General features: G+C 62.2%; 11 protein-coding genes and 1 other RNA gene. 6 read left to right on the top strand and 6 right to left on the bottom strand.

The annotated features are described in order from the left end of the window. The first annotated feature begins 1 nt into the window (after position 1). From ftsE to ssrA, 5 genes are all read left to right on the top strand, one after another. Positions 2-766, top strand: coding sequence for a cell division ATP-binding protein FtsE (gene ftsE, locus ACSKT0_RS16980; protein ID WP_059387583.1), 765 nt, complete (start codon positions 2-4; stop codon positions 764-766). Continuing rightward, positions 763-1,677, top strand: a complete 915-nt coding sequence (ftsX, locus tag ACSKT0_RS16975; protein ID WP_437770810.1) for a permease-like cell division protein FtsX — start codon at positions 763-765, stop codon at positions 1,675-1,677. Before ftsE ends, ftsX begins: the two co-directional genes overlap by 4 nt. A 38-nt stretch (positions 1,678-1,715) precedes the next feature. Beyond that, positions 1,716-3,107, top strand: coding sequence for a peptidoglycan DD-metalloendopeptidase family protein (locus ACSKT0_RS16970; RefSeq protein ID WP_437770809.1), 1,392 nt, complete (start codon positions 1,716-1,718; stop codon positions 3,105-3,107). Between the two features lie 64 nt (positions 3,108-3,171). Then, positions 3,172-3,642, top strand: a complete 471-nt coding sequence (gene smpB / locus ACSKT0_RS16965; RefSeq protein WP_028264808.1) for an SsrA-binding protein SmpB — start codon at positions 3,172-3,174, stop codon at positions 3,640-3,642. Between the two features lie 151 nt (positions 3,643-3,793). Beyond that, positions 3,794-4,162: a transfer-messenger RNA gene (ssrA, locus tag ACSKT0_RS16960) on the top strand. 133 nt (positions 4,163-4,295) lie between these two features. Here the strand turns inward: ssrA and ACSKT0_RS16955 are convergent. From ACSKT0_RS16955 to ACSKT0_RS16945, 3 genes are read right to left on the bottom strand one after another with little or no spacing between them, the layout of a single operon-like run. Continuing rightward, on the bottom strand, positions 4,296-5,549 hold the full coding sequence (locus ACSKT0_RS16955; protein WP_437770808.1) for a hypothetical protein: 1,254 nt from the start codon (positions 5,547-5,549) through the stop codon (positions 4,296-4,298). Continuing rightward, positions 5,539-6,306 (bottom strand): TIGR03943 family putative permease subunit, encoded by a 768-nt coding sequence (locus ACSKT0_RS16950; protein ID WP_437770807.1) that lies wholly within the window; start codon positions 6,304-6,306, stop codon positions 5,539-5,541. Before ACSKT0_RS16950 ends, ACSKT0_RS16955 begins: the two co-directional genes overlap by 11 nt. Beyond that, positions 6,296-7,348: a permease gene (locus tag ACSKT0_RS16945; RefSeq protein WP_437774061.1), complete on the bottom strand. Its 1,053-nt coding sequence runs from the start codon at positions 7,346-7,348 to the stop codon at positions 6,296-6,298. Before ACSKT0_RS16945 ends, ACSKT0_RS16950 begins: the two co-directional genes overlap by 11 nt. A 230-nt stretch (positions 7,349-7,578) precedes the next feature. Here ACSKT0_RS16945 and ACSKT0_RS16940 point away from each other — a divergent pair, with 230 nt between their 5' ends. Next, entirely contained in the window at positions 7,579-7,902 is a 324-nt protein-coding gene (locus ACSKT0_RS16940) for a hypothetical protein (RefSeq protein WP_437770806.1), read from the top strand. Positions 7,903-8,247: 345 nt separating this feature from the next. Here the strand turns inward: ACSKT0_RS16940 and ACSKT0_RS16935 are convergent, their stop codons facing one another. From ACSKT0_RS16935 to ACSKT0_RS16925, 3 genes are all read right to left on the bottom strand, one after another. Next, positions 8,248-8,721 carry a DUF3237 domain-containing protein gene (locus tag ACSKT0_RS16935; protein WP_437770805.1) on the bottom strand — a complete coding sequence of 158 codons (474 nt, stop codon included), beginning with the start codon at positions 8,719-8,721 and terminating at the stop codon, positions 8,248-8,250. Beyond that, entirely contained in the window at positions 8,718-10,469 is a 1,752-nt protein-coding gene (locus ACSKT0_RS16930) for a CocE/NonD family hydrolase (RefSeq protein WP_437770804.1), read from the bottom strand. Before ACSKT0_RS16930 ends, ACSKT0_RS16935 begins: the two co-directional genes overlap by 4 nt. Before the next feature lie 72 nt (positions 10,470-10,541). Next, complete coding sequence (locus tag ACSKT0_RS16925) at positions 10,542-11,912, bottom strand: MFS transporter (RefSeq protein WP_437770803.1); 1,371 nt, start codon at positions 11,910-11,912, stop codon at positions 10,542-10,544. Positions 11,913-12,056 lie beyond the last annotated feature (144 nt).

Below are 12,056 nucleotides of genomic sequence, written 5' to 3'. Positions count from 1 at the left end.
CATGATCCGATTTGAGAATGTCACCAAGGTCTACGACCCCAATGCCCGTCCGGCGCTGGATGCTGTCAACCTTGAGATTGACCGTGGAGAATTCACCTTCCTGGTCGGGGCCTCGGGCTCCGGCAAGTCGACGTTCCTGCGACTCATTCTGAAGGAAGACCGGGCAACATCCGGTTCGGTCTACGTCGCAGGCCAGAACGTAGCCAACATTTCAAGCTGGCGGGTCCCCAAGCTGCGCCGCGGAATCGGCGTCGTTTTCCAGGACTTCCGCTTGTTGCCGCAGAAGAATGTCTTCGCCAACGTGGCCTTCGCCATGCAGGTGATCGGCAAAAGCCGCAGCATCATCCGCGAGACTGTTCCGGAAGTGCTGAAGACTGTTGGCCTTGAAGGCAAGGAACGCCGCATGCCCCATGAGCTGTCCGGTGGCGAGCAACAGCGCGTGGCCATAGCCCGCGCCGTCGTCAACCGCCCCGGCATCCTGTTGGCGGACGAACCCACCGGAAACCTGGACCCCATCACCTCGATGGGCATCATGGGTGTGCTCGACAAGATCAACCAGAACGGCACCACTGTGGTCATGGCAACGCACGACGACGACATTGTGAACGAGATGCGAAAGCGCGTGGTGGAGCTTCGGAACGGAGTGGTGGTCCGTGATGAGGCAAGGGCCTTGTACACCTCGATGATTCCGGTGGTGGGAGAGTCCCGGCGAATGAAGGACGCGAGCGATGCTGAAATCGACCGCGCACAGGGGGTCCAGCAGTGAGGCTCGCTTTTATCCTGGGCGAGATCGGCAGTGGCCTGCGCCGGAACCTGTCCATGGTGATTTCCGTTGTCCTGGTGACGTTTGTCTCCCTCACCTTTGTCGGCGCGGCCGGCATGCTGCAGATGCAGATCAACCAGATGAAGGGTTACTGGTACGACAAAGTCCAGGTTGCCATCTTCCTCTGCAACGACTCCTCGACTTCGACGGGATGCGCGTCGGGCGCGGTCACCAAAGAGCAGCAGGCCAACCTGGCCAAGATGCTCGATTCGCCGACAGTCAAGCAGTACATCACCGACTACCAGTTCGAATCACAGGCCGATGCGTTCAAGCACTTCAAGGAACAGTTCTCCAACTCTCCGATCGTTGACTCGGTAACACAGGACCAGCTTCCTTCGTCTTTCCGAATCAATATGAAGGACCCCCAGAAGTATCAGATCATCAGCGAGACCTTCTCCTCCCAGGCCGGGGTGGAGACCGTCAGCGATCAGCGCCAGGTCCTTGAACGGATCTTTGAGTGGATGAACGGCGCCTCTGTGGCGGCAATGGTGGTCGCCGGAGTCATGATCTTCTGCGCAGTCCTGCTCATCACCACCACCATCAGGTTGTCCGCGTTCAGCAGGCGGCGGGAGACAGGCATCATGCGCCTCGTTGGAGCGTCGAAGACCATTATCCAACTGCCGTTCATCCTTGAAGGCGTCATCGCCGCGGTCGTGGGTGCAGTCCTGGCTTCCGGCACGCTGTGGCTGGTTGCCCAGTTCTGGCTTAATGGTGACTTGTCGCGGCAGTTCCTGAATACTCCGTTTATTTCCTCGGCCCAGGTACTCGTGATTGCTCCGGTCCTGATAGCGTTGGGCGGCGGCCTGGCTGGAATATCTTCGCTTCTGACCCTCCGTCGATATCTCAAGGTCTAGCCATGAAGAGCACTGATCCCGGGCGAACAGGACAGCCGATGACACGGAAGCACCAGGCTGCGTTGCGGCTGCGAAAAGTTAGTGGCCGTGCGAAGGTTGCTGGCTCTGTGCTGGCCATTGCACTCGCGGCGAGCCTTGGCACTGCCCCCATGGCACACGCTGACAACCTCGATGACCAACAGGCCGCCCTCAACGCAGAATCTGCGCGGGTCCAGCAGTCCCTGGAATTCGTTGATGCCAACATTGCGAAGGCAGCCGGCGACCTTGTGGTCTATCAAGGACAGCTCCCGGGAGCTCAACAGGCACTTCTCGAAGCCCAGGGCAAGGTTGCCACTGCGGTAAAGGAGGCGGACGCCCTGGCGGCCCGCGTGGACCTGGCGCAGCAGAGCAAAGCCCAGATCACCCAGCAGCTGGAAAACGACAAGCAAAAGATCACCGACACCAAGAAGCTCATCGGCCAGATCGCGGCTCAGGCATATAAATCCGGTGGCGTTCCCACGAACGTTGCGTTGATGTTCGGAGCGAACGACGGCGGCAACCTTACGGACACCATGGACCTCGCCAACCAGGCGATGCGCAGCCAGAACGCCACGATGACGAAGTTGACGCAGCAGAGCGCCACGAACGTTAACTCCCAAGCCCGGCTCACCGCCGTCGAACAGGAAATCCGCGACCTCAAGGCGAAAGCGGACGCGGCGCTTGAGCGCGAAAAGGCAGCCCGCGATGATGCCGCTGCCAAGAAGGCGGCGGTGGACAAGCTCATCTCCGACACCACCCGTCTTAACAGCCAGCTTCAAGCGGCCAAGCCCGGGATCCAGGCCCAGCTCCAACAAGTGAAGGCGAATCAGGACGCAGTCGCTGCGGAAATCTCGGAACGCGACCGCAAACTGCGCGAAGCATGGTTGGCCGAACAGCAGCGACTGGCCGCAGCCGCTGCGGCAGCTGCCCAGGCGCAAAACCAGGCACCCCCGCAAGCTTTCGTCCCGCCAGCGAGCAACCCGCGCTCCAACTTTGGCCTGATCCACCCGGTACCTGCGAACATCCCGATCACCTCGGGCTTCGGTTGGCGTGCGACGCCGCCTGGAACCATCGATTTTTACGGCCAGGGGGGCTACATGCACACGGGCATCGACTTCGGCGCCCCCTGTGGAACCCCGGTATACGCCGCCGCTGCCGGCACGGTATTTTCAGCCGGCTGGGGTAACGACGGCGGTGGCAACCGTGTCAAGATATCGCACGGAGTCATCAATGGTGATTCCCTGACCACGGTTTACTACCACAACACCAGCGTGGTGGTTTCTTCCGGTCAGCAGGTGAGCCAAGGTCAGCTCATTGCATATTCAGGGACCACGGGTAACTCCACTGGTTGCCACGTGCATTTTGAGACCTGGGTGAACGGGCAGGCCGTTGACCCGATGAACCTTTTGTAGCCCACACGACAAGGTCCTGCTGGCGTAGACTAGTGTGATTCTTCGACAACCAAGGAGTTCTACCGTGCCCAAGGAAAGTGGCCGTAAGGTAGTGGCCACCAATCGCAAGGCTCGGCATGACTACCACATATTGGATACCTATGAGGCCGGCATTGCCCTCATGGGAACCGAAGTAAAGTCCCTGCGTGAGGGCCATGCCTCCATGGTGGATGGCTTCTGTACTTTCTACAATGACGAGTTGTGGATGGAGGGCATCCATATCCCTGAGTACAACCAGGGGAGCTGGACCAACCACGCCGCGCGCCGCCGTCGGAAGCTGTTGCTTCACCGCGAGGAACTCAACAAAATCTCCGGCAAGATCCGCGAGACAGGGCTGACGGTCGTGCCGCTCCAGCTGTACTTCCTGGATGGACGCGCCAAGGTCGAGATTGCGTTGGCTCGAGGCAAGAAGGATTACGACAAGCGGCAGACCTTGCGCGAGCAGCAGGACAAGCGTGAATCGCTGCGTGAACTGCGCGAGCGCAACCGCCGCTGACTTGTCCGCAAAACGCTGCCAGTGCGTCGCCAGCCAAAGCGTGTCCCGGAATGTTCAGGTGCCGCGATGCGTTATGCTGATTAACCCGGCAGGTTTTCATGGTGGTAGCTTTCGAGCGATCATCGTGCTGCGGGGATTGATAACAAAATACGGGGATGATCGGTTTCGACGATGTTAGTCGCGACAGGTGAAGCGGGCCGAGGATGCAGAATTATCTCGTAAACGCTGTCTGCAAACCAATAAGTGCCAATTCAAAGCGCACTGACTTCGCTCTTGCTGCCTAAGCAGTAAGACAGTCCGTCAGCCCGAGGTTGCTATTGCCCCGGATCCTGGCGTCATTTAGATAGCCACTGCTGTTTGCCTTCGTCATCGAGGCAAGCGGGACTCTTAGATGACTGGGCCCGGATCAGCTACTTGTTCGCACGATAGCTGGGGCCGAGAAAGTCCGACGCGAACTGCGCCCGGAGAAGCCCTGACAACACGACATCGGACGGGGGTTCAATTCCCCCCATCTCCACTTTTTGTGATGAGTCGAGACATCCTTCATGGATGAGTCGGGTCATCGGTAACACCCCGGTCTTCGGACCGGGGTGTTTTTCTTTGTGCGGGTGCGGAGCAACAGACCTCCGGAGCCAACCGTTGCCCGGGTTCGCTCAACGGCACCAGCTCGGCAGGAAACCGGGAACGCTTTTGAGGACAGTACCCGATTTCAGGTCCACGAGGTCGGTCCGCATGGGGGAAGGTTCGGGGAGCACGGGGTATTGGTCCCCGACGTATTTCGGGGCCGCTGTCTCAACGGCGAGGTAGTCGCGGGACGGAGACACGCACATGTCCAGGATGCGGGACCATTCGGCGGCCGGCTGGTAGAGCACGCGCGAGCCGTTCTTGTCGGCGAGGTTGATGACGGAGGCCTCATTTCCGGCGTCGTACTTTCTCACGACTTGCGCATATAGGCCAGAAGCGTCGAGGACCATGGGCTGGCTCGCGTAGGTGCCGACCCCGGTCGCAGCATCGCGCGCGAAAGTGTCGGTAAGGGTCAGCGTCGTGAGTGTGCCGGTGGTGAGGTTGATGGTCGAGTACCGCGGCGGGTCTACGCCCTTTTTCAGCCCTGCGTCGGCGACGGCGAGTTCGTCGGTGCCGGGGACGAATCCGAGGATCCCGGCATGCGCGCCCAGAGGCGACACTTTTCCGGTTTCCAGCGCATCAATGATGAACATGGACTGGTCGTCGGTTTGCGCCACCAAGGTGGCCCCGCCCGGGACAAAGCGCCAGTCCGCGGCCGAGACCGGACCGTTGATCCCCTGGATGGCCCGCGGGCCCGAGGACGGATTGTCGACGTCGTACACGAAGAGTGATTTCCAGTACTGGCCGGTGCCCGAAGAAGCGGTGAAGGTGAAACCAATGAGGTGCTTGGATCCTGCCGCGTGAAGGTTCGCCACTGTCCCCAGGCCCGGCAATGGAACGAGTGTGGGCGGGCCGCCGGTGAGGGGGACGATCTCAAGCGAGCTGGTGTTGTCATCGTTGAGGGTTACGACGGCAAGGGCGGAGGGAAGGGCCGCATATTCCTGGATGCGGGGAGCGCTGGCAATGACCGTGCCCTGGTCACTGGCGGTGAGGCTTGTGGCGAGGATGGTGTCCGGCTTCTTTCGCCCTGTGTTGTCTTTGCCGGTGTCCCTCTGCAGCGTGTAGAGGCCGGATTCCGCGGGTGCGGAGGAGTTGGCCAAGACCGAGGTGTTGGGGTGCGGAAGTTTCGAAAGATTCGCCGCGGTCAGTGCGCCGGCAAGCAGGGCGAGGATCGCGATAGTGCCGTAGAGGCGCCGGGCAAAACGGCGGCCGGCCAGGAACTCTGCCGCGGACGCAATCGCTGCAGCCCGCTTGGCCGAGACGGGACGGCGCTTAGTAGACATAGGGCTGTGCCGGCTGTGTGGTGGGCTTGATGGAGTCCGGTATCAGGACGATTGCCTCGCGACTGGCCGTGTTGGGGTTGGCACGAAAGCTGCTGGTGACCGTGACCCAGCTGTCGGCTTTGTATTCGTTTTGCCACCCGGGGTGATAAACGGGAACGCCAATCGGCTGGGCATCAACGGCGCAGCAGGTCACGACAAAACGGGTCACGAAAAAGACGTTTGGATCTGTCTTGTCCGCACTGACGAACCCGGTCACGGTGGCAGTCTTGTCGGCGAAAAAGTCCTGCCCAGCGCCGGACCGAAGCAATGATGCCCAGTCCCTCACCGTGAACGCGGAGTAGTCTCCCTTGCCCGGCAGCGCGGGTGCTTTCAGGGTGAGGGCGGATGCTGAGCCGTTGAGGTCCCGCTGTGCGACAGTGGCAGTAGTAAGGGTCGACGGCGGCAGGATCAGCAACGCGACGACGGCGGCGCTGATGGTCAGCACACTCCCGACCGGCCACAGCCAGCCCCATCGCGACCCGGCCTCATCGCCGTGCTCGTTGTCGTGCGCGTGCCCGTCGTGGGTAATGGGAGCAAAGGCGAAGGCCGCCAGGGCAAGCACTCCTGCGATCACGGCCATGATGACCGTGAACACGAAATACCGTGGATGGATGTACAAGGCAAGCTGTCCTGACAAGCCCAGCCAGACCGTCGCGATGAGGCCGATCAGGCTGAGGACCACGCCCTGCCAGCGGCCCACGAGCCGCCTAATGACCATAGTTGACCGCCAATCCGAGGACCGCGGCGCAAAGCGCCACCAGCAAGCTGAGCTGAAGCAGGGTCTTCGCAGTGAACGTGGTGCGCATCAGGGCGAGCATTTTCACGTCGATCATGGGCCCGAAGACGAGGAAAGCCACGATGCCTCCCGGCATGAAGGTTGCTCCGAACGACAGGATAAAGAAGGCATCCACGTTTGAGCAGATCGCAACGACGAAGGCCAGCAACATCAACGCCAGGACAGACCAGACCGGGTTGCTGCCCAGGGCCACCAGCACTTCTCGGGAAACGGCAACCTGGATCAGCCCCGCCATGCCTGCACCAATAAAGAGGGCAGGCATCATTGCGCGCGTCTCCTGCGAGAACATCTGCACGCTGCGCCTGATCCTCCCGGCAGAGCCGGCGTGGTGGACTGCCACTGAACACGTTTCCTGGAACCGGGCGGTCAGCAGTTCCCCGGGCCGCGGATGCCGGCTGTAGATCCAACCGACAAGGTTGGCGATGAAAAAACCGCCCAGGACGCGGGAGGCCAGGATGCCGTTGTCCCACCCAAACGCCTGCGCGGTGGTGACGATGGTGACAGGGTTCAGGATGGGTGCCGCGAACAGGAAGGTCATCGATTCCGCAACCGTGAGGCCGTTGACCACCAGACCACGCGCCAGCGGAACATTGCCGCACTCGCAAACAGGCAGCAGCATTCCCAGGAGCGAGAGGACCAGCCTCCGCAACACCAGGCTCCGGGGCAGGCGGCGGAGCAGCAGGCCCTCCGGCAGCCAGACCTGGACGGCGATCGAGAGGACAATCCCGAGGAAAACGAACGGCAGGGACTCGATGACAACGCTGATCGACAGCGTGGCAAAGTCGCGGGCGGCGTTGGGAAGCGCAAGGACCTCCGGCGTGGATGGTGCCAGCACCCGCACAACCGCTAACAGTGCAACGAGGGCTAGCCCGACGATCAGACCGGCGGCAGACTTCGACGTGAAAGCACCGGACGGGCTTTCACGCTCGCCTTCCGGCTGTTCGCGTTTGTCGACCGCAGGCAGCGTCACAGTCACTCCTTACTCCTCGGACCCGGTCGGGGACGCCGGAAGGGGTCGCGAAAACCGACTGTACACGTCGGTCACCTTCGCGACTAGCCTGTCACCCCAACCGGTTTCCGCGCAGGGAATCCCTCCGCTACTCGCTGAGCGGGACACCCGGAAGGAATCGAGTGCCCGGTCCAAAAGACAGGTAGCGGACACTCAAGCAGCTGTGTGGGAACGACACTATTTTGGTGAGGGTCGACCACCTGTGGGTGTGGGTGGCGGGCACCGGGGCCGTCCTAGTGGTGCGGACTCCGGGCCGCAGGCTCGTCATCCGAGCGGTCGACGTTGTCCGTGGGACTCCCGGGTTCCCGGTCGCGATGTTTTGCGACGCGTTTGCTATCAACCAGCCGGCGCCGCTGGTGGCCAAAGACCATCACGCCGGCTACCAATGCCGCTCCGACAAGGACCATTACGACCCATATCCATTGTTGCCCGTCCACGTTCTCCCCAATCTCAGCCCGTCGGCTGGGTCCGGCATTGTGCTGCGAAAGGCCCTCGCCCCGTCTGCCTAGGCTGGGAGGGCGGGCCCGGTAAGGAGTCGGTCCTTCTCCTGATCGTTTGCGTAGGCGATGCACCGACCCCGGTTCTTGAAAAGCGGGTAGTCCATTCAGCAAGCCCCCTTGCTTCTTTGGCTGCGGCCCCTCGCCAGTCCGGGCCCAGTCGTTGCAATCCGCCCATCTCTTGTGGCATGGACGCTGTCCGACACGCTAGGACTGCGGGCGATTGCTGTCTTGAGTAGTCCCTACTTGTTTTCGGGGATCCCTACGTGACCGCTGTTCCGGTCCGTCGAGTGGGGTTGTTAACCAGCTCAAAGAAGGTCACGACGGCGGCATTCACAGTCGCCGTCGACGGTTCCGTTAGTCGATCAGAAAGATCCGCACGACCACCTGGTCGGGATGGCGTTCGCCGGTTCCGATAGCCAGACGGTTGTTGAGCCAAGCGAGTTCGGGCGCAGAAGTGGTCAGGCGCGGCCAGCAGCGAAAGTAGATGCGGTCGGGGGCGACATGCTCGCCGCGGTTCAGTCGCTCGATGTCCTCTTCCGTGCCGTGGCGGAGCGCCGTGTTGTGGACGTAGATGCGTTGTCCGGTGTCCGTTTCCAGGGCATAGCGGGCATCCAGTTCGGTGAGCTCCCGGCTGCGCAGTATCTGGTAGTCGGCACCGCCGGGGAGGACCCTGCCGGTGACATGGGAGCCGTGGAAAGTTCCTCCGGTGATCGGCACGATCCGGCGGTGCCCCTCCGGCGTGGTCCCGACGTCGACCGGCGGCCCGACATCGACAGAGACTTCGGCGAAGAATGACAGTCCGGGCGACGCCGTCCGGTCGGTGGTCACAGTATGCCCGCGATCAGGCGGCTCGGGTGGAGCTCGCCGAAGTGGATGCTTTGCCGCGCAACGATGGTCTCGTCGGAGTCGTAGGCGCGCTTGTCGGTGTTCAGGTTCCTGTCCCAGCGCGGATGGCAGCTGGAGGTGACTTGCACCCGGAGTCGCTCGCCGGGTGCGAAAGTGTACGCGGTCTGCCACAGGCTCACCGTGTATTCGTGGATGCTGCCCGGCTCTACGAGGGAAGGCACGTGGCCAGGAGAGTAGCGTCCAGTCTCCGCATAGCTGTCCCGCCAGGAGGCCCGGACGATTCCGTCCGCCAGCGAAATGGATGTTCCGTCGGCAGCTACCCGGCAAAGACGCACCACGAAATCCGTGTCGACGGCGGAAGTGGAGGCGAAAAAACTGGCCCGCACTTCCCCGAACAGGGTCACGGTCTCGGTGAAGGCTTCGCTGGTGAAGACGAGGACATCTTCACGCTCTTCGACGGTTTCCTGCCGGGCGGGTCCTGCAGGGAAGGTGCCGTGGATCATCGTGGCTCCTCCCACCGTGGGCACAGGGTGGAGGGGATCGTAGTCGTATTCGGCAATGCCGTCTGCTTCGGGCTCGGGGGAGAGGGAGCCGTCACGTCCGAAGTACCATGATCGTTCGCTGGCTGGAACCGGGAGTTCCTCGAAGCCGCGCCACTGGTTCTCGCCCATGAAGTAGAGCAACACCGGGGGAACGCGTCGCAGGCGCTCCGGCCGGTTCTTGAGGACGGCGTCGAACCAGTCGGTGTGGATCCGCGACAAGTCCCCCAAACCGTTCATCATCCCTGACGCCGCGGCGATCCCGAAGTTGATGTCCGGGTAGGCGCCGGTGAAGTTCGTGTGGGTCCAAGGGCCGACGATGAGGCGGGGCACGGGGGAGCCTTGGACCCGGCTCAGCTCGAGCTGCTTTCCGTACTGTTCGAGGGTGTTGGGCGCGAAGATGTCGAACCAGCCGCCGATGTGCAGGGTCGGCAGCGGGACGGGCACCGCCGATGCGGCGTCCCACAGTTTGGTGAAGCGGCTGCCCGGATCCTCACCTGCGGACGGCAGCACATGGGAAATCATGAAACTTCCGAATTTCGGGGAGAGCCTGCGCAGCGGAAGTGTGTCGAAGAGCCATCCATCGGCGAAGCCGCGGTCAAGATCGAGCCAGGATTCGAGTTCCTTTTCTAGTCGCTCGGGGTCGTCGTCGAACTCGCGGAGCAGTTCGTTGACGGAGATTGAGGCGTGGCCCCAGCCGAGCCGGCTCCCGAGCTCGTGGGCTCCACCCCGGTATAGGGCACCGTTGTTGGCGTTTCCCCCGGCCGAAACGCCGAGGGCCAGGGCACGCAGGGCGCCCGGGGACAACGATGCGGCGCGCCATTGGGTCTCGGCAAAATAGGAACGGCCCCACATTCCGACGCTGCCGTCGGACCACGGCAGCCCGGCGGCCCAGGCAACGGTATCCGCGCCGTCGGAGGCTTCGTTGATTGAGGGAGTGAAGACACCGTCCGAGCCGAACCGGCCACGGCAGTCCTGGAGAATCACTCCATAACCCTGGGCCGCTACGGTTGCGGGGTTGAAATAGGCGGAATTCACCGCGAGGTCCCTGCCGTAAGGAGTTCTGGTGAGCAGGACCGGAAACCGTCCGCCGCCGTCGTCCGCGGGGCGGTAAACGGTTGACCGCAGGACTGTGCCATCGGTCATGCGGGTTTCGACGTCGGTCTCGATGAGTACGGGAAGCGGGCTCACGTAGGCGGTCCTTTAGGTTGAGGGAGTTCGGTCCGCGGAGGAGGCACGAAGCCGTACCTCCTCCGCGGATGCTTAAGACGGACTGGAGGTCTTCGTGCCCAGCGCTTCGGTAGGTACTTTGTAGGTCTCTTTGACCCAAATTGCCGTCACTGCGGCGGAGACGAGGCAGCAGCCCGCGGTGAAAGCAGCGACGGGCACCCAGCCGTTGGGGCCGGGTTGCACAATTGCCGCTGCGATGGTCGGCGCGAATCCGGTGACAATCAACCCGAGCTGCGAGGCTGTTGCTGCACCCGTGTATCGGATCCGGGTTTCGAACATCTCGGCCGTCATCGAGGGGCCGAGCGGATTGACCAAGCCATAACCAACCGTCATGAACATGATGGCCGTGACGAAGATCAGCGCGATCGAGCCGGCGCTGATTGACCAGAAGAATGCGAAGGCCGATGCGGCGCAGATGATGTTGCCGGCAATAAACACGGGCTTGCGGCCGATTCTGTCGGCGAGGATGCCTGCGTACGGCTGGACGACGATCCCGAGGGCCGCAGTCACGATGGTGACGGTGAGCATGAGGGCGGCGGGGATCCCGAACTTTCCAGAGTAGGCAAGCGCGAAGGCCGCGAAGATCGAGGAGACGACGCTCCATAGACCAAAGAAGATGACCTTGATGATAGTGGTCCAGTGGTCCCGCAGGACGACTTTCAGCGGAAGTTCCTTGGAGCTCTCGGATTCCTTTGCCGATTCGAACACCTCGGACTCGGGAAGGCGAAGCCGGATGTACAGGCCCACGGCCACGACAATGATGCTCGCAAGGAATGGCAAGCGCCAGCCCCAGCTCAGCAATTCAGCTTGCGGAAGGAGGGACACCGCGAGGAAGGCGAGGGAGGCGAGCATGATTCCGGCGACGGCGCCGGTGTTGACCCAACTCCCGTAGAACGCCCGCTTGTTGCTGGGTGCGTGCTCCAGCGTCATGGTGACCGCGCCAACCGATTCTCCGGCGGCGGAAGCGCCCTGTAGGGCACGCAGCAGAACCAGGAGGACAGGGGCTGCAGCGCCGATGGCTGCAGTGGGCGGCAGGCACCCGATGAGGAAGGTGGCAACCCCCATCATGACCAAGGTGAGCACCAGCATCTGGCGGCGGCCGATGCGGTCGCCGAAGTGTCCGATGACACTCGCGGCCAGCGGACGGACGAAATATCCGATTCCGATGGTCGCCATGGAAAGAAGGGTGCCCAGTGCCGGGTCGATTCCGGGGAAGAAGATCTTGTTGAAGATCAGGGCTGACGCCGAGCCGTAGATGAAGAAATCGTAGTACTCGAGCGTGCTGCCGATGAAGCTCGCGACGGCAGCACGGCGGGCATGTCCGGTGCCGGCGTGGGTTGTTGAAGGGGCGATGTCAGCGGACGGCGTCAGTGCTGTCGGCGGAACGGTGGGACCAGCGGTCATTGCGGATCTCCTGAGTGTGAAAGGGGCTTGGGGCTCGCAGTGCGGCAGGGCTGAGTTCCGCTGAGAATTGTGGTCTGCATCACTCGTACAAAAATAGTATGCGACATAATCCACGTCCGTCAATGCAAGTGCATAATAAAGGGT

The organism is Arthrobacter sp. KNU40, from assembly GCF_051515115.1.
GTDB lineage: Bacteria > Actinomycetota > Actinomycetes > Actinomycetales > Micrococcaceae > Arthrobacter.
This window is presented reverse-complemented; position numbering and strand designations above follow the sequence as displayed.

Coding starts and splice junctions, on each gene's coding strand:
- ACSKT0_RS16955 (WP_437770808.1), bottom strand. CDS start 5,549: ATGTCTACTAAGCGCCGTCCCGTCTCGGCCAAGCGGGCTGCAGCGATT.
- ACSKT0_RS16950 (WP_437770807.1), bottom strand. CDS start 6,306: ATGGTCATTAGGCGGCTCGTGGGCCGCTGGCAGGGCGTGGTCCTCAGC.
- ftsE (WP_059387583.1), top strand. CDS start 2: ATGATCCGATTTGAGAATGTCACCAAGGTCTACGACCCCAATGCCCGT.
- ACSKT0_RS16925 (WP_437770803.1), bottom strand. CDS start 11,912: ATGACCGCTGGTCCCACCGTTCCGCCGACAGCACTGACGCCGTCCGCT.
- ACSKT0_RS16970 (WP_437770809.1), top strand. CDS start 1,716: ATGACACGGAAGCACCAGGCTGCGTTGCGGCTGCGAAAAGTTAGTGGC.